This is a genomic window from Luteibacter sp. 329MFSha, assembly GCF_900111665.1.
Classification (GTDB): Bacteria; Pseudomonadota; Gammaproteobacteria; order Xanthomonadales; family Rhodanobacteraceae; genus Luteibacter.
On sequence record NZ_FOJE01000001.1, the window covers coordinates 847,907 to 867,405 of the forward strand.

The following is a 19,499-nucleotide window of genomic DNA, read 5'->3' on the forward strand; positions in this document are numbered from 1 at the left end:
GTACCAGCGCGCCGGCAACGCTCAAGTCATACGGATTTTGCCTTCGGCAACGGCCCCCGCTTGGGTTTGTGTGCTTTCCCTGCCGCCACGAGGAGTTCGTTCGATCGCCGACGCACCCCCTCTTGCATGAGGTAGTCATCAGACCTTGGTCTCTCATAAAGCGCGACGTCGAGCTCGGGGAAGGGGAGGCGGTCAAGCTCCAGGAGAATGTCGAGCGGTGTAACGACGTCCTCATAGTGTTCCTCGGCTACGCTGTTGCCGCTCGGCACGCTTCCGGGGCGAGGCTTCCTGCTGTGTGCCATGAGGGCACGGCGGATCGCGAGCGGAGTACGCGCATTCCTCATCAGGTTGGAGATCGTGTGCCGGAAGCAGTGAAACGTGACGTCCTTGTCCAGGATGACCCAGTCGGTCCTGAGCTTCCCGTTCACCCAGCTCTCAATCGTGCCGCCTGGCTGCCCCCTCGCTCGTCCGAAGGCCCGGAAACAGGTCCTTCTCGCCGACGGCATCGAGGCCCAGAAGATACCTCTCGAACTCGAGGGCGAGCACCCGTTTTGGAATCGGAACAACGCGCACGTCATTTTTGCCTTTTCGCTTCTTGCCGCGTCCGAGCTGCATGTAAAGAACGTCGTGGACGACACCGTCGCGGTCGGGCATCTGCTCGATCCGGACATGTGGCCGTTTGAGCTGGCCGATTTCGTTGGAGCGCGAACGCGTGAACGCAGAATCAGATGGGTTATTCCGCCCGCATCGACCTCGCCCTGCATACCTCCAGCCATTTCGACGCTAAGGGACGTCGCCGCCTGACATGGATGCTCGCCCAGACCGGCACCGGCAATCCCTTCTGGCGGAAGCAATGCAGCGTTTTCAGCGGGTTGTGGGGCTGAATCAATTCGGCATGGACGCACCCATCCGAAGAAAGCGTTGATCGCCTTGATATGCTTGGACTGCGTGCTCTTTTGAATAGTAGGAAGCTCCTGTTCTTTTGCCCGGGCGACGATGCTGCGCACCGACATGTGGGCCAAGTCAGTTTGGTGGCGCCGATACGCCGGCCATCCGATCAACAAGTCGGCAAGATCCTCCGCGTCGTCTTCAGTGATGTCGCCCACCGGCTTGTCGCCGGTGGCCTGCATCAGCAGGTCGAGAATGTGGCGACGCTCGCGCACGGCCAATCGCTCCTTGACCCCGCCTCGATTCAAGTTTTTGATGTGCCGCTCAATGAGTTCGCTCAAGCCCAGATGTACCTCCGACGGTGCTGAAGGTGTCACCATCAATGGACCGGTTGCGGATGAATCGGCGTTCGGCAGGGATGACGAGAGCGCGTCACGCGCTTCCACCGTTGTACTCTTCACGAGGTTTGGCGTAGGCAGGACCGCGGGGATGACGGCAGGCAATCGGGCGTCGGCGGACAGCCCCAAGTGTTGCATGAGGTTGACGACAAGGGCATGGCCGCGTTCCGAGCATGCCGATAGCCCGACGCCGGTCGAGGTAGCGACCACATCATAGAGGGTGCCATGTGCGTCCTCTGAGGATGGCTCGCCGCAATCGGTGAACATGGATGCTCCAACAACATGAGGGAGCGTCGTGCTACTGCGGGGCAGCGACCTGTCGACTCCCCGAAGGGAACATTCAACACAGTTTCGGAAGCAACATCTCGCGGGCATCGCAAGAAGGGCTTTACCAGCTTCGACACAACAGATAGCTAGCCGAAATAGCCTCAACTGATTGACGAACGGAAGATTTCGGATAGCGTGGAGCTGTCTTTCAACCGGAGCTTCGTCATGCGCTCTCTCGCTGGTATCTCTTATTTCGGACTTTAACCCTTAGTAGTCAAGGCGAAATTGCAGAGTCTTAGCACATGTTCTTTAGAGAGCGCAGAACCGATTGAGTTGGCAGGGGATTTCGGTCGACGTCTAGCTTGTGGGATCCTGTCCCGGATGAACAGGCGGAAGGACCCATCTGCCATATTTGCATATCGATTTAGTAGGCCTTCAGAGGACTTGCCGAAAATGCACCATCTTCTCAAGGTCAGTGGAGGACATAGCCCTCTCTGTGACATTCATCACAAATAGAATGTCACGACTTCAATAGGGGACTAGGGATGGCAACACGTAAGGCACAAAAGCGCGTCTATCTATTGCGCGCGGACTTCGCTGGGGCAGCGGCGGCTGGCATCAATCTTCAGGCACTGCTTCAGCAGGCTGTTGCAGCGCTGCCGGTGGTGAACGGTGCGCCCAATCTAAATGCCACCACCCGCGATTCGCCCAACCACGGTCAGCTGCGCATAAATCAGCTCTCGGTCAACGGCACCACCATAGAAGTGAAAGTGGTCGCCCTCGCGCCTGGCGAAAACGCCACCATCGTCCCGCTTGCGCTCAAGCCGAACCAGAACGCAGAGGACTCGGCGCTTCCCCCGGATGCAATGGCCTTCAAAGGTGGTGATTTCTTCTTGCTTATTGAAGGAAATAACGTCCTCTGCGTGGGCGATCACTTACGGCTTGGGCCGGTGGAGAGCTACCTTCGCGATTTGTTCGGGCACCTCCTGCCCGGGATCCCGGATGCTGCGGCGTTCGAGATACGCCCGGTGGCTCGGCACAACAAGGTGAAAATGCTAGCGGACGAGGGAATCAAAGCGATCGAGCTGAACAGCAGTCTTTATGCAGCTACGCTGGACCAGCCAACCAAAGGCATCGCTTTGCTGAATCCGTTCCGCGAAGCCCTCGACGGAATTCTTGACAGTGCCCGGGCGCTCATTGATCAGGACGAGAGCGAGGACCTCAACGAACACTTGGCCGATGTCCAGGTGAAGCTTCTGATTAGCGTGAAAGGTGGGCTTCGCGGTCCCGACAGTTCGCGCGCGGCCGTTGAGGCGTTGGGCCAAAGCTTAGTCTCAGACGGTGAGCCGGCAGAGGACGAAGATATCTCCCCTGTCTTAATTACCAACAGAAAGAACCGCGTGTCGGTTTCGGAGGCGTCGGTGAGCGAAAACTTTGGAATCAACCGACGTAACAGCGAAAACTCTCTGTTGGATACAGAGGTATGGGCGATTCTGCGCTCGTACCGTGAGACCCTCCATGGGCAAGGGACGCTCGACGAATGATTGCCTGGGGCCGCCTCGCACTTGGCGCGGGCGCTCTTGGTGTGTCCGTGCTCAGTGGTGTCTTTGGAGCCAGTTGGCTCAATGAGAACTCCGACGCACTCTCTAACATCTTGTCGTTCTTCTCAGTCTTAGCCGGCTTCTTGGTCGCAGTCATCGCGCTTACGGCCGACGACCGAGGGCTTAGAGGGAGCAGTTGGCGAGCCAAACACTACAACGCCAAGACAATTCGGCGACGCTTGTCGCGTCACCGGATGTTGTTTTCGCTCTATCTTTCAGCTTGCTTTTTGGCGTTTGCGGATTCGTTGAAAATTCAGTTAAGCGATGAGCACCGAAGCTGGCTAAACGGCATTACCTTAGGTGTTGCCGTCTTTGCTTTTTTATTGTCGTTTTCGCTGCCGCATAACCTATCGGAAGAATACCTTCGGCGCCTCGATCAAGCTGTTCGAGATGCCCGAAAACCTGCGCAAAAAAGCGAGGGCGAGAGCAAACGTCGTTAGGCGCATGTGGCCCGGTTGAGCGGTGCCCTTGGCATTCGCCTAGCATCCATACCTGTCCGAAGTAGCGGCAGCGGTTTGTCGTTCCCAGAATTGTTCGTTGCCAGCACTGGGACAGACGTGGTCCGAGAACCATCCAGGATTACGCGAAGGCGCTGACGAGCACGCCCGGCCATCAGTACAACGCCTCGCCCAAGTATCCCGGCGAGTTGGCCACTCGGTACAAGCAGCTCGTGAGCGCAACCGCCGATTGCGGCACCACGTTTTGAGGGTGGCACCATGCTGATGAGACAGTACATCCAAGGGCTCGCCGCGGTGGCAGCGCTGGCGCATGGCGCAGCCTGCGCATCGCCGGTGGTCACCTGTGATCAGGTGACCAATGCACAGCCTTCGAAGGGCGCGAAATATCGCGGCTTGGTCGTCAACGATGACTACCACATGAGCGTGCGCATCCCCGATGGGATGACGGCGTGGGGGGCGGCAGTATTCCCCGATGGCACCGGAGCCCCGTTTCATGGCTTCGCGTTGTTCCCGGCCGCAGACAACAGCGCCTGCATCGTGGTGAACATCGGCTGGCGGGTGGAGGAGGACGAAGCCCCGCGACGTCCCCCGCAGGCTCGAATGGTGATTATGCGTGGCGCGACCGCATGGGCCGAAGATGCGAGCGGCCTTGTCGGAGGCCAGTCGATGTTTAACCGTACCGTAACTTTTAGTGCGCCCGTCGGCCGTTCCGTTGCCGATGGGTCCGTCCAGATCGTCGGGCCCACCTCGGATCGGAACCGCTTGATCACGCTGGGCGACCAAATCGTCCGTTCCATGGTGTTTCATCCGTGACGTCCGTAGGGCGCGTGGGCGAAGGCATGTGTAGCGTCGATTCGGGGACTGTCAAGCGCTCTTCGCTTGGCCCCAAGGAGGGGCGCAATGTGCGCTCGCTCGCAGGCGCTCGACGCCGCTGCCACGCGTTGACGCAGGAACCACCGGCGGCATCCCATCGGCCGCCGGTGGTCGTGCTTACGGCTGGGATGTGTTGGAGGCCCACACCGGACTGTTCGGGCCGTAGATGACCAGGTTGCCGTCGGTCTGCAGGAAGGCCTGCGCGGCGGTCTGGCCCGCGTGGCCCGAGCGCCACAGCTGCTCACCGAGCCTGCCATACAGCACGAAGTCGCCGCTGGTGGTCAGCTCGAGCTGCGCGGCATCGCGATTGACCGTACCCGATGCCCATAGCGGTTGACCGGGTTCCTTGTAGAGCACCACGTTGCCGTCGCCTTGCAGGATGAGCGTGAATCGACCGTCGCACGAGCGAAGCATGTCTTGCGGTTTGAGGCCGTTGCCCGGTTGGAACGCGGCGCAACCGGTCGGCGGTGTGACCGGCGACAGCGTGACCGGCGTGAAGAGCGCCAGATCCACGGCCTGCGCAATGGCCGCGTAGCCGGCATCGTTGGGGTGCAGGTGATCGCCGGAATCATAAGCCGGCAGGAACGCCTCGGGATGCTCCGGGTCGTGCGTGAGCGCGTCCTGATCCACGACGGCGTCGCAGGCGGAGTCGCTGCCCTTGATCCACGCGTTGAGATCCTGTCGCACCGCTTCCCGGGCGGCGGTCCAGCGATCGGATCCCTGCCAGGGAGTGAGCGTGGAGCATGCGAAGCGAATGCCTGCGGCATGCGCGCGGTCGATGAGCGACCGATAGGCGGTCACGAGCTGCGGCACCGTCGCGTCGGCGTGCCCATTGGCGAGGTCGTTGAGCGGATCGTCGGAGAAGATCACCCAGCGGACGCCGGCCTGGCCGAGGACATCGCGGTCGAAGCGCAGCAAGGGGCTTTCACCGTCGTCGAAGAGGTTGTTGCCGCTGATGCCCTCGTTGATGACGCCGACCTCCAGGCCGGCGTCGTGCAGGCGGTCGGCCAGCCGATTGGGCCAACGATGGTTGGCGTTGTAGCCGGATCCATAGCCGTCCGTGATCGAGGCGCCCAGCGTCACCACGGCGCCACGGCCGGTGGCGCTTTGCACATCGACGCCGGTCAGGAACTCGTAATCGCCCATCGCCCGCGCGTTCAAGGTCGCTTCGCCACTCACGTTGCCGTCGGCGACATATCGATCCTGCGCGCTGAAGCCGTGGCCCGTGATGGTGGAAGGGGCCTGGGGGACATAGAAGCTGACGGCCAGGTTGCTGACGGCGGGCACCACGAAGTCCGCACCATCGCTGGTGGTGGACTGGCCGGGCGCCAGCGTGATCGACGGTTGACCGTTGAAGAAAAGCGCGCGATCGGTGGAAGCGTCGACCGACGCTAAGCCGGTCGACACGGCGACATGGACGTTGCCCAAGGTCAGCGGCGTGGTGCCATAGAGGTTGGACACGGTGATGCGCACGGCGCTGCCGCCCGCGCTGGTGTGCACGATCTGGCGCAAGGTCTTCCCGCCGGGCGTTTCGCCGCCCGAGTACACCTCGGGCGAGACGCCCCAGGTGCCGATCCACGGGTCCAGGACGCTTGCCGCGCAGGTGTTCGCGAAGGCGGCGCTGAGGCTTGCCAGCGCCAATAGGGTGAGCACGGGTTTCTGACGCATGGGGGCGACTCGGCGGAGGGGACCGCATCGTGCCATCGGTAGACTGATCGACCCGTAATCCACGTCACAGTTTGGACGTCCAAATCCAGCGTGGTTCGGGTTCCGCCGGCAAACCAAAAAAAACCGGAAGAAAACCTCGATTTCACGATGCGCGGCGGTGTTTACCCTAACGTGACCCACGAGACCGCGCGGCGATGGCGCGCCCGCGACCCACGTCCGGAGAAGGCCAGCGATGAAAACGGGAAGGAGCGTGGGTGTGAACGTGTTCGAACGCCAGGACCGGATGGAGCGCTACGGCGTATCCCGCGGATGCGGCCCCGGTGAGCCCCTTCCGCTCCTGCATCGATCCGAGCAATAGCGCACCTGCTCCCAGTCACGCGCCCACTTGCGCCGCCATGTGAAGGGCCGTCCACAGCTGGCGCAGGTTTTCTGCGGGAGCTCCGTTTTTTTCTTCATGCGGGGCATGTCGGAACCTTACCGCGTTTGCGCGATGACGTGGACTCGTTGTCGGCGCGTCAACCGACCGTCCCGTCTCACCGATGGGCGTCGACGGTCCGATCCCATGGGGTCGGGGCGACGAGCGTCTGTTCGAGGAAATCGACGAACGCCCGCACGGCCGGATTCTCGCGCCGGCTTTCCGGCCAGAGCGCGACGATCGGCGCGCGGTCCACGGTCAGTTCGGGCAGGACGGGGCGCAGGAGGCCGATCGATACGTACTGCGCGGCGACGTAGGTGGGCGATATGCCGATGCCACCCCCGGCGACGAGCGCGGCGGCGACGGCCTCGCTGGTATCGATGACCAGCGGCGCGAGCACGTCGAAGGGACGCTTGCCCCGGTCGCCCGGCCAGCGCAGGAGCTGGCCGGTACTCTGGAAACGGAAGTTGACGAGGTCGTGCTCTGCGAGATCGTCGATGCTCGACGGAATGCCGCGTTCGGCGAGGTAGCCCGGCGCGGCGAAGGCGCCGATGCGGTGCATCGCGATCGGGCGCGAGATCAGCCGCGAGTCGGACTGATCGCCGACGCGCAGGGCGATGTCGATGCCCTCACGCACCAGGTCGACGAAGCCGTCGCTGAGGCGAAGATCGATCGTCACCTTCGGGTAGCGGCGGCGAAAGGCCGGAAGGTAAGGCGCGAGCACGTGGACACCGACGGGCAACGGTGCCGTGATCTTCAGCATCCCCGACGGCTCGGCTTTCGCGGCGAACGCGGTCTGTTCCAGCGCGTCGACTTCCTGCAGGAGGCGTATCGCCCGCTCGTACAAATTGCGACCACCCGCGGTGAGCGTCAGCGAGCGGGTGGTGCGCGCGAACAATGCGAGACCGAGCTCGCGTTCGAGCCGGTTGATGCTCTTGCTCACGGCCGACGGCGATACACCGAGTGCGCGCGCCGCCGAGGTATAGCTGCCTAGTGCCGCGACGCGCGCGAAGGCGATGAGCCCGGTGAGCCGGTGCAAGCCGATTTGTTCCGTCATGGAAAGAGTGAAACGACCTTCGGGTGAGTGGTGAGGGTGAATCGCGATGCATACAGTGTTTGCTCGTCACCACGAGATAGCAAGCAACACGTCCGCTGTTTCCCTGCTTGAGGAGAGCCACGCTTGAACGTTTCCTCGCTTCATTCGACGCCGACGAGCGGACGCCTCGACGGCAAGACCGTGCTCATCGTCGGTGGCACCTCCGGTATCGGTCTTTCGGCCGCGATCCAGGCCAGCGCGATCGGCGCGCGTGTGATCGTCACGGGCTTCAACAGCGAGCAGGCCAGGGACGTGGCCGCGACGCACGGGTTCGCCGGCTGGCGAGCCTTCGACATCACCGACGAGGGTTCCGTCGCGGCATCGGTGACCGACCTGGATCGTGTCGATCATCTCGTGGTGCTCGCCGGCAGCTTCGTGGTCGGCAAGGTGCTGGAGGCCGAGCTCTCCTACCTGCGCCGCGCGTTCGACGAGCGCGTGTGGGGCGCGCTTCATGTGCTTCGTGCGCTGGGCGGACGGCTCGCTCGCGATGGCTCGGTGACCTTCATCTCCGGTGTGCTGGCCGACAGGCCGAACGCCATGGGAACGGCGGTCATCGCCTCGGCGTCCGCCGCGATGGAAGCCCTCGCGAGAGGCCTCGCGGTGGAACTCGCGCCGCTGCGCGTCAATGCACTGTCGCCCGGCACGATCGATACGCCGCTGCTGGCGAAGGCGCTCGGCGAGCATCGCGCAGCCTATGTCGCCGGCGTCGCTGAGAAGCTGCCCGTCGGCCGCGTCGGCGCGGCGGAAGACGCCGGCGCGGCGATCCTCTTCCTCATCACCAATGGCTTCGTATCGGGCGAGACGCTGCACGTCGATGGTGGCGCGCGTCTCGTCTGACAACACCGTATCACTCAACCGCAGGCATACCATGAGCAAGCTCAAAGACAAGGTCGTACTCGTCACGGGTGCGTCGAAAGGCATCGGCGCCGGCATCGCGCGCGCGATGGCGGAGGAGGGCGCGGCCGTGGCCGTGCATTACGGATCGAGCGCGTCCGACGCGAAACGCGTGGTCGACGACATCGTCGCGGCGGGCGGACGCGCGCAGGCCTTCCAGGCCGACATGTCGCGGCCCGACGAAGTACGCAAGCTGTTCGCCGAGGCCCGCGCGGCGCTGGGCACGATCGACGTGCTGGTGAACAACGCCGGCATCTACGAGTTCGCCGCGCTCGACGACATCACGGAGCAACACTTCCGCCGGCATTTCGACCTGAACACGCTCGGTCCCCTCATCGCGATGCAGGAGGCGGCGCGTCAGTTCCCCGCGTCGGGCGGGTCGATCATCAACGTCAGCACCATCGGCACGGTGTCGCCGACGCCGACCGCGTCCGTCTACTCGGCGTCCAAGGGCGCGTTGGACACCCTCACGCGCGTGTTCGCCAAGGAACTCGGGCCGCGCCAGATCCGCGTCAACGCGATCAATCCTGGCCCGACCGCGACCGAAGGCCTGTCGGCGGCCGGCATCAGGGGTAGCGACTTCGAGAAGGTCATGATCGACAGCACGGCGCTGGGGCGCATCGGCACACCGCGGGACATCGCCAAGGTCGCCGTATTTCTCGCCTCGGACGATGCGGGCTGGCTCACCGGCAACATCGTCATCGCGGCGGGAGGCATGACGTAACGGCGATAGACGACCGCGGCGACACGGTCGTCTAGTCCTACCTCAGAAAGCCCCTCTCGATCGCGATCGCCACCGCATGCGTGCGATTGTTGGCGTGCAGTTTGCTCATCGCGTGGGAGAGGTGTTCCTTGATGGTCTCCGGCGAAAGGCCGAGGCGTTCCGCGATCTGCTTGTTCTCCAGGCCCGCCGCGGCCCCGCGAAGGATCGACACCTCCCGTTCGCTGAGGACCTTCGTCGCCGGGTGGTCGGCGAGATCCCTGGCGACGGAGGCGGAGATGTGGTGCCGCCCCGCGTGCACGCCGCGGATCGCCGTGGCCAGGTCGTTGCCCGCGGTCGTCTTCAGGAGGTAGGCCTGCGCGCCGGCCGTCAGCGCGCGGCGCGCCTGCGTGTCGCCGCCGTAGGTGGTCAGCACCACCACGCGGGCCGCGGGATCGATCAGGCGGATGGCCTTGATGACGCCGACGCCGTCCGTGCCGGGCATGACGAGGTCGACCAGCGTCACGTCGGGGCGCGTTCGCTCGAAGGCGGCGATGCCCGTGAGGGCGTCTTCGGCCTCCGCCACGACGGTCATGTCCGGCGTGCTGTCGATGAGTGCGACAATGCCGGCGCGGTAAACCGGATGATCGTCGACGACGAGGATGCGGATGGCGTGGGTCATCGGCGGAGCAGCTGCCATCCGTCGCTCGTGAGAAGGTCCTGCGTCTCGGGATGTTTCCGCATGTAATCGACGACGAAGGCGCACGCGGGCTCCACGAGCAGGTTCTGTTCGCGCGCCTGCGCCAGCGCCACGCGCATGAGTTGGGTCCCCACGCCATCGGCTTCGAGGCTTCGGGAGATGTCGACGCGATGGAAGCGCAGCACGCGCGGGTCGCGTTCGTACCACGCGCTCGCGGTCTGCGAGCCCAGTTCGGCCACGAAGCGCCCCTCGTCGGGCGCGTCCCTGATGACGATATCCGCTGCCATGCTCGCGCCAGTGGAAGAGCCGGATCTCCGGCGACCGCGAAATCCTAGCGCGGACGGTTCACTTGGGCTTGCACGATTGGCATCGCGCGGTCACGCATGTTCAAGCGATCGCGTTTCATTGCGTCGTGTAATTCCTGACGACTGACATTCGTTCAATCCCTCGCGCGCCCGCTGTAGCAGCATGCCGGGTACATGGGGCGTGCGCCCGTAGAACCGGGATCGGAACGATGCGCTGGAGACGAGCAGGATACGTGGCGGGTGCGATAGTTCTCGCAGGCGTCATCGTCTTCGCGGCCATCGCGTGGCAGCCGGCGATTTCGCCGGTGAAGTCGCCCGACATCGCGATCACGCCGGCACTCGTTTCGAAAGGACGAACGGTGGTCGCCCTGGGTGACTGCGCCGTGTGCCATTCGCCGGAGGGCCACCCGGCGTTCTCGGGCGGCCTTGGCCTCCGGACACCGTTCGGCGTCATCTACACCACGAACATCACGCCCGACGTCGAGACGGGCATCGGGGCATGGTCGCTCGATGCCTTCACGCGTGCGATGCGCCGTGGCGTGTCGCGCGACGGGCATCTTCTTTACCCCGCGTTTCCCTACATCCATTACACGAAGGTCACCGACGACGACCTGCGGGCCGCTTACGCGTATCTCATGACACAGCCGGCCGTGCACGCGCCCGCGCCGCGCAACGATCTGCCGCTTCCGTTGCGGTTTCGTCCCGCGCTCGCCGTGTGGAACCTGCTCTACCTGCGACCCGGCGCGGCACCGGCCCTGGATGCCTCGCCGCGCGAGCGCGGTCGATATCTCGTCGAGGGGCTGGGCCATTGCTCGTCGTGCCACACGGCCCTCGGGATCATCGGCGGCGAATCAGGCAGGTACCTGGGCGGCGGCGATGTCGACGGATGGCATGCGCCCGCGCTCGACGTGCTCGCGCACGCGCCGCGCCCGTGGACGGCGGAACAACTGTCGGCCTACCTGACCACCGGTCTCGCGAGCGAACACGGGGCGTCGGCGGGCCCCATGCGGCCGGTCACCGACAACCTCGGGAACGTGCCGCCCGAGGATGTGCACGCGATCGCCACCTACCTGATGACGATTCAGGCCTCGCAGCCGCCGACGGCACCCAAGGCGGGCGCGGTGGCCGATGTCTCGCGGCTCGCACGGGGGCATGCCCTGTTCGATGGGGTCTGCGCGACGTGCCACGGCGATGGCGGGACCATGGAAACCCAGCTGGGACGCCCGCCGCTGACGGCCAGTTCCGCGCTCCAGGGCCCGACGCCACGCAACGCCATCATGACGGTGCTGCAAGGCATCCCGTGGCCATCGCACCCGAAGCCGACCGCGTACATGCCCGCTTTCGCGGACAACCTCACGGACGACCAGATCGCCGATCTCGTCGTCTATCTGCGGTCGACCACCAGCCAGCCACCCTGGCCCGATGTGCGGGACGAGGTGCGTCGCGCACGCAAGGATCTGTCCCATGATTGAACTGACCGTCAACGGTGCGACGCATCGCGTGGACGTCGATCCCGCCACGCCGCTGCTTTATGTGTTGCGTAACGAACTGGCGCTCAACGGCGCCAAGTTCGGCTGTGGGATGGGGCAGTGCGGTGCGTGCACCGTGCTCGTCGACGATCGGCCCGTGTTCTCCTGCCTCTATCCCGTGTCGTCCACGGCCGGTCGTCGGGTCCGCACCGTCGAAGGCTTTGGAACACCCGCGAAGCCAGGGCCCCTGCAGCAGGCCTTCATCGATCGGCAGGCCGTGCAGTGCGGCTACTGCATCGCGGGCATGATCGTGCGGGCTCAGGCGTTGCTGGAGCGCGTGGCGCATCCGACGGAACAGCAGATCCGCGAGCACATGAATCCCAGTCTGTGCCGCTGTGGCACGCACATGCGCATCCTGGACGCGATACGGGCTGTCGCCGCCACGGGCGAACTCCACCGCGCCGCGGAGAAGGGGCCGGCATCATGACCACCGAGAGGGGCGAACCCGTCAGCAGGAGCCGTCGCGCTTTCCTGGCCGGTGGCGGTCTGATGGTCAGCTTCGCGCTGTTCGGCTCCCTGCGTGTGAGCGCGGGGCAGGAGAACACGCTGGGGGCCACCATCCTGAATCCGAAGCTGCCGGGCGACCTCAAGATCGAGCCGATGCTGGACGCGTGGATACGGATCGATGCTTCGGGCGTCACGGTGTGCAGCGGGAAGGTCGAGCTGGGCACGGGCGTCAGAACGGCGCTGTGGCAGGTGGCGGCGGACCAGCTCGCCTTGCCATTGGAGCGGTTTCGCTTCGTCACGGCCGATACCGCGCTGACGCCCGACGAAGGCTACACCGCGGGATCGCACACGATGGCCGACGGCGGTACCGCCATCTTCCACGCGGCGGCGCAGGTGCGGGCGATGCTCGTCGACGCGGCCGCGCGCAAGCTCGCCGTGCCGCCGGAACGGCTCGTGCTCGAGAATGGCGTCATCAAGGCCCCGGACGGGAGGCAACTCACGTACGAGGACGCCGCGGCCGGTCTCGACCTGCATCGCATGGCCACGGAGACGTCGCCTCCGTCCGATCCCTCGACCTATCGCTACATAGGCAAGAGCGTTCCGCGCGTCGACATCCTCGCCAAGGTCACGGGCGGCGCGGCGTACGTGCAGGACATGCGACCGGACGGCATGCTCCATGCGCGCGTCGTGCGGCCACCGAACCACGGAGCCACGCTTGTCTCGGCGGACGTCGATGCCGTGTCGCGAATGCCGGGCGTGGTGCGTGTCGTCCGTGACGGCGACTACCTCGCCGTCGTCGCGCGCGGCGAATGGCAGGCGGTGCTCGCGATGCGCGCGCTGCAGGCGTCGGCGCGCTGGCGCCAGACGGAGACGTTTCCGGACAACGCCACCATCCATGACGTGCTGAAGACGCTTCCCCGGCTCGACTATGTCACGACGCGACAGGGCGGTGACGACGAGGTGCATCAGGCGGCACCCGTGGCGAACGCCGCGCCGGCGGCAGCGTTGACCGGTGCGCGCGTCGAGCGTGTCGAAGCCACGAAGCAGTACGTGCTCCACGGGTCCATCGGTCCATCGTGCGCGCTGGCGGTCTGGCGGGACGGCATGCTCACCGTATGGACGCACAGCCAGGGCGTGTTCCCGTTGCGGGCGGGCATCGCGGGCCTGCTCGGCCTGCCGAAGGAGCAGGTCCGCTGCGTGCACGTCGAGGGTTCCGGCTGCTACGGTCACAACGGCGCCGACGACGTGGCCGCCGACGCGGCGCTGCTGGCGCATCGCATGCCGGGCGCGCCGATCCGGGTGCAGTGGATGCGCGACCAGGAGGCCGGCTGGGAACCGCTCGGGCCGGCCATGGAGACGAGCCTCGAGGTCGCGACCGACGCGGACGGCGCGCTCACGGCGTGGCGTCACGCGCTCTGGAGCACGCCGCACAACGAACGCATCACCAACCCCGGCCGCTTGCTTCCCGCCTGGCTCGTCAGCCAGCCGATCGCGCCGTCGCCGCCGTCGCCCATTCCGCAACCGGAGGGCGACGCGGACCGGAACGCCGTCCCGCTCTACCGCGTGCCGGATGTGCGGGTCGACATGCACTTCGTCACGCAGATGCCGTTCCGCACGTCGGCCATGCGGTCGCTGGGCGCGCACATCAACGTGGTCACCATCGAAGCGATGATGGACCGGCTCGCCGCCGCGCACGGCAAGGACCCCGTGGCTTACCGGCTCGCGCAGCTCGACGACCCGCGTGCGAAGGCGGTCATCCAGCGGGCGGCCGAGGCGTTCGGGTGGACGGCCAATCCGGCGCTGCCGCCGAACCGCGGCGTGGGTTTCGCCTTCGCCCGCTACAAGAACCTGATGGGCTATTGCGCGATCGCGCTGGAAGTCGAGGTCGGTCCCGACCGGCGAGCCGTGCGCATCGACCGCGTGGTGACGGCGGTCGACTGCGGCCAGATCGTCAATCCCGACGGCCTGACGAACCAGATCGAAGGCGGCATCGTGCAATCGTCGAGCTGGACGCTGTACGAACAGGTGCGGATCGGCGCCGTCGGCGTGGAGAGCGTCGACTGGCAGAGCTATCCCATCCTGCGTTTTCCGCAGGTGCCGGCGCGCATCGACGTGCACATGATCGACCAGCCGGGCATGCCGTTCCTCGGCGCGGCCGAGATCGCGCAGGGCCCCACCGCGGCGGCCCTCGTGTCGGCCGTCGGACAGGCTACCGGCCGTCGTTCGCTCCGTTTGCCGCTCGTTCCCCACCTATGGCCATGATGTCGCGGTGACGCGCGTGGCCCGTCCAGCGCGTAGCATGCGTCCCCTGATTCGTTCCCTGGAAGTGCAGCATGTCGTCATCCACCCAATCCGTCGGCGGTCCCGGTCGGGGCACGCTGTTCGCCATGGCGCTCGCCGCGGGTCTCGCGGTCGCGTCGATCTATTACAACCAACCCATGCTCGGCGTGATGTCGGGCGCGTTCCACGACGCCCGTGTCGGTGGCTGGATCCCCACGCTCACCCAGCTCGGCTACGCCGCGGGACTGCTGTTCCTGCTGCCGCTGGGTGACATGCTCGAGCGGCGCAGGCTGATCGTCGTGCAGTTCGGCGTGCTCGCGCTCGCCCTGGTGATCATGGCGCTGGCACCGGGACTCGCCGTGCTGGCCATCGCGTCGGTGCTGGTCGGCGCGGCCGCCACCGTCGCGCAGCAGATCGTGCCGTTCGCGGCCATCCTGTCCGCGCCGGAGAAACGGGGCGCCGCCATCGGCACGGTGATGAGCGGCCTGCTCACGGGCATCCTCCTCAGCCGCACGCTCGCCGGTCTCGTCTCGAGTCTCGCGGGCTGGCGCGCGATGTTCTGGCTGGCGGTGCCGCTGGCCGTCCTCGGGGCGGTGCTCATGGCGCGGACCCTTCCGGCACACCATCCGGCGAGAAAGGTTCGCTATCGCGAGCTGTTCGGCTCGCTGGTTCACCTCTGGCGTAACGAGCCCGTGCTGCGGCGCGCGGCGTTCACCCAGGCGCTGCTGTTCGCGTCGTTCTCGGCGTTCTGGACGACGCTCGCGCTTCGCCTCGCCCAGCCGCCTCTCCATCTCGGCGCGGCGTCGGCGGGCTTGTTCGGCATCGTCGGCGCGGTCGGCGTGGCCATGGCGCCCGTGGCAGGCCGCATGGCGGACCGTCGCGGGCCGGCGCCCGTGATCGCGCTGGGCGCGGCGTCCACGATCGTCGCGTGGCTCGTGTTCGGGTTCTGGCAGGGCATCGCCGGCCTCGTCGTCGGTGTGATCGTGCTCGACTTCGGCGTGCAGATTTCCCTCGTCTCGAACCAGCACCTCATCTACGGCCTGCACCCCGAGTACAAGAGCCGCCTCAATACGCTCTTCATGACCACGATGTTCGTGGGCGGCGCGCTCGGTTCGCTCGCGGCGTCCACGGCATGGGGTCATGGCGGCTGGGCCGCGGTGTGCGTTCTCGGCGGTGTGCTTCCCGTCGGCGCGCTGCTGCTCAACGTCGCACGGCGTCCCTCACCTCACTCGCTCGACCGAATCGACGGAAACTCACCATGACTGCCATCTCGCTGATCCGATCCTGTTCCCTGCGTGCCGCGACCACCTTCTGCTTCGCGATGGCGGCCGCGTCCGTGGCGCACGCGGGCGATGCCTCATCCGCCGGCTTCCTGAAAATGCCGTTCGGGAAGATCACCGTCGTCGCGCTTTCCGACGGCAGCTTCACGCTCCCGGCATCGAAGCTCATGGTCGACGCCCGCAAGGGCGAGGTCCGGGACGCCCTCGCGAAGGCGCACCTCGGCGACGACGTGCCGACCTCCGTCAATGCGTTCCTCATCGACACCGGGGACAAACGCATCCTCATCGATACGGGATCCGGCGTGCTGCTCGGGCCCACGCTGGGCCAGGTGAACCAGCATCTTCAGGCGGCGGGTTATCGCCCCGATCAGATCGACGAGATACTCATCACGCACCTGCATGCGGATCACGTCGGCGGACTCGTCGACCGTGGCCGGATGGTGTATCCGAACGCTACCGTGCGCGTGGACGCGCGTGAGAAGGCGTTCTGGGAGAACCGCGGCAACCTCGACAAGGTCGATGGCTCCGTGAAGAACACGTTCGAGGCGGTACCGATGGCGCTTGGGGCCTACGAAGCGGCCGGTCACGTCAGGACGTTCACCGAGGGCGAGCGTGTCGGTCCGGGTATCACCGCGGTGAGCGAGCCCGGACATACCGAAGGCCACAGTGGCTTCCGTGTCGAGAACGGCGGCGAGGTGCTGCTCGTCTGGGGCGACGTCATCCATCTCGCGGTCGCGCAGCTTCCCGATCCGAAGGTCACGATCCACTTCGACAGCACGCCCGCCGACGCGGTGAAGACGCGCGAGAAGGCGCTTTCGGCAGCGAGCGCCTCGCGGTACCGGGTCGCCGGAGCGCATATCGCGTTCCCCGGGATCGGCACGGTGGGCAAGGCGGGAAGCGGCTACACGTGGACGCCCATCGCACCGTAAGAGCAGCAGGAACAAGGGCGCCGTGGGCGCCCTTGTTCTTCCGTGGGTTCGCTCAGCCTCGCGTGGCCGCCGCGGCGGCGGCCACGATGGCATCGACGACCGCGTCGGCGTGGGACAGGAGCGACATGTGGCTCGACGGGACTTCCGTGACGGTCGAACCCATCAGCTTCGCCGCGTCGCGCTGGAGATCCGGCGACACCGCGCGGTCGCTTGTCGAGAGGATGAACCACGACGGGCGGGTGCGCCATGCGGTTTTCGTCAACGCATCGGCGAACGTGCTCTTGGCGAGAGGCCCTTGCGTGGCGGCGAGAAGCCGCGCCGTGTCCGCCGGAAGGTCCTGTGCGACGTCGTCGACGAACGCCTGTTCGGAGAGATAGACGAAGCCGTTGCCGTCGTCGCGGATGCCGCCGAGTGCCGGCGGCGACGGATACTTGCCGACCAGCTCTCCGGTCGTGTTGCCGACATCGCCGGAAAAGGCCGAGACGTACACGAGCGATTTCACCTTCGCGTCCTCACCGGCCTCGGTGACGACGAATCCCGCCCAGCTGTGACCGACGAGGACGACCGGCCCGTCGACGAAATCGATCACCCGCTTCGTCGCGGCGACGTCGTCCGCGAGGGAGGTGAGGGGATTCTGCACGGCGACGGCCTTCAGGCCCTTCGCGAGCAGCCGGGGAATCACGGCGCTCCAGCTGGAGCCGTCGGCCCAGGCGCCGTGGATGAGGACGATGGTGGGTGCGGGTTGTGACGTGGCGTTCATGATGAATCCTTTGATGGAGCAAGCGACGGTGGGTCGGGAAGCGATCGCCACACGCTAGGTCAATCAAGGGCATTCGGCTTGCAGGAAGGCGAAGCGGACGATCGTGCTACGCGCGTGCTCACGCCGGGCCAACGGGCGTTCCATTCGTGCTATTGCGGCTTCTCTCGTGTCGTTACGCTGAAACTCTTCCTGGTTTCCGTCGAAGCGCAATGAAACACCATACCGTCAAGGCCAACGGCATCCGCCAGCATTTCATCGAAGCGGGGGAGGGCGCGCCGGTCGTCCTCCTCCACGGCTTCCCCGAGACGAACTACGCCTGGCGTCACCAGATCCCGGTGCTGGCGAAGACGTACCGCGTCATCGCCCCGGACCTGCGCGGCTACGGCAAGACCGACAAACCGGCGTCCGGCTACGACAAACGCACGATGGCGAACGACCTGATCGCGTTGCTCGACCATCTGGGCATCGATCGCATCGCGCTGGTGGGTCACGACCGCGGCGCGCGTGTGGCGACGCGTTTCGCCAAGGACCATCCCGATCGCCTGGACCGTCTCGTGGTGATGGACAACGTGCCCACGCGGATCGTCGCGACATCGATGAACGCGAAGGTCGCGAAGGCCTACTGGTTCTTCACCTTCCACCAGGTGCCCGACCTGCCCGAAGCGCTCATCGCGGGGCGCGAGGACGTCTGGCTACGCCACTTCTTCAGCGACTGGTGCTACGACCCGCACACCATCGCGGGCGCGGACTTCGATGCCTACGTCGCGGCGTATCGCGAACCGGGCGCGGTGCGCGGCGCCATGGCCGATTATCGGGCGGCGCCCGAGGACGTGCTGCAGGACCAGGAAGACGCCGATCGCCTCATCGCGTGCCCGACGATGTCGATCTGGGGGGCCGACTTCGAAGCCGTCGGCGGCACGTTCGACATGGCGGCCGTCTGGCGCGGCATGGCGACGGATCTTCGCGCGGAGCCGATCGCCCAGTGCGGTCATCTGCCACAGGAGGAACAGCCGGAGATCGTCAATCGCCTGTTGCTCGATTTTCTCGATGGATGGAAAGGGGGTGCGGCATGAAACGCGTCGCGCTCCTGGTCGCGCTCCTGCTCACGACGGCGGTCGCCGCCGCCGGCGACGTGCGCATCGGCCCGCAGGGCCCGGGTTTCTATCGTATGCGCGTCGGCGCGGACGAGGTCACCGCGCTGCTCGACGGCACGCATCCTTTCCCCGCCGACGAGCTCCTGACGCACGTGGATCGGGCGAGGGTCGACGATCTTCTGAAGGCCGAGTACCTTGCCTCGCCCGTGCAGGGTTCCATCAACGCCTTCCTCGTGAAGACCGCGGATCGCCTGGTGCTCATCGACACCGGCGCCGGCCCCCTGTACGCAGGCGACGGCGGGTTCCTGCCCATGGCGCTGCTCGCCTCGGGCTATCGTCCGGAAGACGTCACCGACATCCTGCTGACGCATCTGCATCGCGACCATGTCGGCGGACTGATCCGAAACGGCACGATGCTGTTCCCGAACGCCACGGTCCACGTCAGCAAGGCCGATGCCGATTTCTGGCTCGACACGGCCAACGAACGCAAGGTGAAGGACATCCTCCTGCCGATGTTTCCCGGTGCCATGGACTCCCTCGGGCCTTACCTGAAGGCCGGGCGCGTCGCGACGTTCCAGGGAGAAACCGACGTGCTGCCGGGATTCCATGCCATTCCGGCGCCCGGACATACGCCGGGGCATACCTGGTACCTCGTCACGAGCGGGTCGGAACACCTGCTCGCGTGGGGCGATACGGTGCACGTCGCCGCCGTGCAGCTCGCGGAGCCCGGCGCCTCGATCCGCTACGACGTGGACGAGGAAGCGGCGGCCGCGTCGCGCAAGCGCGCGCTGGACGAGGCGGTGGCGAAGGGTTACTGGGTGGCCGCTGCGCACGTCTCGTTTCCCGGCCTCGGGCACATCCGGCGCACGGCATCCGGTTACGCATGGGTGCCGGTCAACTACACGCGTACGCCGTGA

The 19,499-nt window shown here is 65.9% G+C and carries 19 protein-coding genes; 12 read left to right on the forward strand and 7 right to left on the reverse strand.

From position 1 onward, the window contains the following. Positions 1 to 26: 26 nt before the first annotated feature. Complete coding sequence (locus BMW54_RS18425) at positions 27 to 1,553, reverse strand: site-specific integrase (protein WP_139206028.1); 1,527 nt, start codon at positions 1,551 to 1,553, stop codon at positions 27 to 29. Between the two features lie 545 nt (positions 1,554 to 2,098). Here BMW54_RS18425 and BMW54_RS03710 point away from each other — a divergent pair. The 3 genes from BMW54_RS03710 to BMW54_RS03715 all read left to right on the forward strand — a co-directional run bounded on the left by BMW54_RS03710 (position 2,099) and on the right by BMW54_RS03715 (position 4,425). Then, positions 2,099 to 3,097, forward strand: coding sequence for a hypothetical protein (locus BMW54_RS03710; RefSeq protein WP_139206029.1), 999 nt, complete (start codon positions 2,099 to 2,101; stop codon positions 3,095 to 3,097). Then, positions 3,094 to 3,594 (forward strand): hypothetical protein, encoded by a 501-nt coding sequence (locus BMW54_RS18430; RefSeq protein ID WP_139206030.1) that lies wholly within the window; start codon positions 3,094 to 3,096, stop codon positions 3,592 to 3,594. The genes BMW54_RS03710 and BMW54_RS18430 overlap by 4 nt, the downstream gene beginning before the upstream one ends. 276 nt (positions 3,595 to 3,870) lie before the next feature. Then, positions 3,871 to 4,425 carry a hypothetical protein gene (locus BMW54_RS03715; RefSeq protein WP_090053082.1) on the forward strand — a complete coding sequence of 185 codons (555 nt, stop codon included), beginning with the start codon at positions 3,871 to 3,873 and terminating at the stop codon, positions 4,423 to 4,425. A gap of 177 nt (positions 4,426 to 4,602) precedes the next feature. Here BMW54_RS03715 and BMW54_RS03720 read toward each other — a convergent pair whose 3' ends face one another. From BMW54_RS03720 to BMW54_RS03730, 3 genes are all read right to left on the reverse strand, one after another. Further along, positions 4,603 to 6,153 carry a GDSL-type esterase/lipase family protein gene (locus tag BMW54_RS03720; RefSeq protein ID WP_090053083.1) on the reverse strand — a complete coding sequence of 517 codons (1,551 nt, stop codon included), beginning with the start codon at positions 6,151 to 6,153 and terminating at the stop codon, positions 4,603 to 4,605. Between the two features lie 291 nt (positions 6,154 to 6,444). After that, entirely contained in the window at positions 6,445 to 6,609 is a 165-nt protein-coding gene (locus BMW54_RS03725; RefSeq protein ID WP_217642635.1) for a DUF2256 domain-containing protein, read from the reverse strand. Between the two features lie 77 nt (positions 6,610 to 6,686). Further along, positions 6,687 to 7,607: a LysR family transcriptional regulator gene (locus tag BMW54_RS03730; RefSeq protein ID WP_217642591.1), complete on the reverse strand. Its 921-nt coding sequence runs from the start codon at positions 7,605 to 7,607 to the stop codon at positions 6,687 to 6,689. Positions 7,608 to 7,748: 141 nt separating this feature from the next. Between BMW54_RS03730 and BMW54_RS03735 the strand changes: the two genes are divergently transcribed. Together BMW54_RS03735 and BMW54_RS03740 are read left to right on the forward strand one after the other, a co-directional pair. Next, positions 7,749 to 8,501 (forward strand): SDR family oxidoreductase, encoded by a 753-nt coding sequence (locus tag BMW54_RS03735; RefSeq protein WP_090053088.1) that lies wholly within the window; start codon positions 7,749 to 7,751, stop codon positions 8,499 to 8,501. 31 nt (positions 8,502 to 8,532) lie between these two features. Then, entirely contained in the window at positions 8,533 to 9,282 is a 750-nt protein-coding gene (locus tag BMW54_RS03740) for an SDR family NAD(P)-dependent oxidoreductase (RefSeq protein ID WP_090053090.1), read from the forward strand. Between the two features lie 37 nt (positions 9,283 to 9,319). On the opposite strand, the gene BMW54_RS03745 is transcribed toward BMW54_RS03740, so the two are convergent. Together BMW54_RS03745 and BMW54_RS03750 are read right to left on the reverse strand one after the other, a co-directional pair. Continuing rightward, complete coding sequence (locus BMW54_RS03745) at positions 9,320 to 9,958, reverse strand: response regulator (RefSeq protein WP_090053091.1); 639 nt, start codon at positions 9,956 to 9,958, stop codon at positions 9,320 to 9,322. Beyond that, positions 9,937 to 10,245, reverse strand: a complete 309-nt coding sequence (locus BMW54_RS03750; protein WP_090053093.1) for a GNAT family N-acetyltransferase — start codon at positions 10,243 to 10,245, stop codon at positions 9,937 to 9,939. Before BMW54_RS03750 ends, BMW54_RS03745 begins: the two co-directional genes overlap by 22 nt. A 227-nt stretch (positions 10,246 to 10,472) precedes the next feature. Here BMW54_RS03750 and BMW54_RS03755 point away from each other — a divergent pair, with 227 nt between their 5' ends. The 5 genes from BMW54_RS03755 to BMW54_RS03775 all read left to right on the forward strand — a co-directional run bounded on the left by BMW54_RS03755 (position 10,473) and on the right by BMW54_RS03775 (position 16,728). Next, entirely contained in the window at positions 10,473 to 11,735 is a 1,263-nt protein-coding gene (locus BMW54_RS03755) for a c-type cytochrome (RefSeq protein ID WP_090053095.1), read from the forward strand. Continuing rightward, positions 11,728 to 12,219 (forward strand): (2Fe-2S)-binding protein, encoded by a 492-nt coding sequence (locus tag BMW54_RS03760; protein ID WP_090053096.1) that lies wholly within the window; start codon positions 11,728 to 11,730, stop codon positions 12,217 to 12,219. The genes BMW54_RS03755 and BMW54_RS03760 overlap by 8 nt, the downstream gene beginning before the upstream one ends. Next, positions 12,216 to 14,501, forward strand: coding sequence for a xanthine dehydrogenase family protein molybdopterin-binding subunit (locus BMW54_RS03765; RefSeq protein WP_090053098.1), 2,286 nt, complete (start codon positions 12,216 to 12,218; stop codon positions 14,499 to 14,501). Before BMW54_RS03760 ends, BMW54_RS03765 begins: the two co-directional genes overlap by 4 nt. A gap of 71 nt (positions 14,502 to 14,572) precedes the next feature. Continuing rightward, complete coding sequence (locus BMW54_RS03770) at positions 14,573 to 15,781, forward strand: MFS transporter (protein WP_090053100.1); 1,209 nt, start codon at positions 14,573 to 14,575, stop codon at positions 15,779 to 15,781. After that, entirely contained in the window at positions 15,778 to 16,728 is a 951-nt protein-coding gene (locus BMW54_RS03775; protein WP_175472751.1) for an MBL fold metallo-hydrolase, read from the forward strand. Before BMW54_RS03770 ends, BMW54_RS03775 begins: the two co-directional genes overlap by 4 nt. A gap of 52 nt (positions 16,729 to 16,780) precedes the next feature. On the opposite strand, the gene BMW54_RS03780 is transcribed toward BMW54_RS03775, so the two are convergent. Next, positions 16,781 to 17,488, reverse strand: coding sequence for an alpha/beta fold hydrolase (locus BMW54_RS03780; protein ID WP_090053103.1), 708 nt, complete (start codon positions 17,486 to 17,488; stop codon positions 16,781 to 16,783). 209 nt (positions 17,489 to 17,697) lie between these two features. Between BMW54_RS03780 and BMW54_RS03785 the strand changes: the two genes are divergently transcribed. After that, positions 17,698 to 18,561 (forward strand): alpha/beta fold hydrolase, encoded by an 864-nt coding sequence (locus BMW54_RS03785; RefSeq protein ID WP_090053105.1) that lies wholly within the window; start codon positions 17,698 to 17,700, stop codon positions 18,559 to 18,561. Further along, positions 18,558 to 19,499: an MBL fold metallo-hydrolase gene (locus BMW54_RS03790; RefSeq protein WP_217642592.1), complete on the forward strand. Its 942-nt coding sequence runs from the start codon at positions 18,558 to 18,560 to the stop codon at positions 19,497 to 19,499. Before BMW54_RS03785 ends, BMW54_RS03790 begins: the two co-directional genes overlap by 4 nt.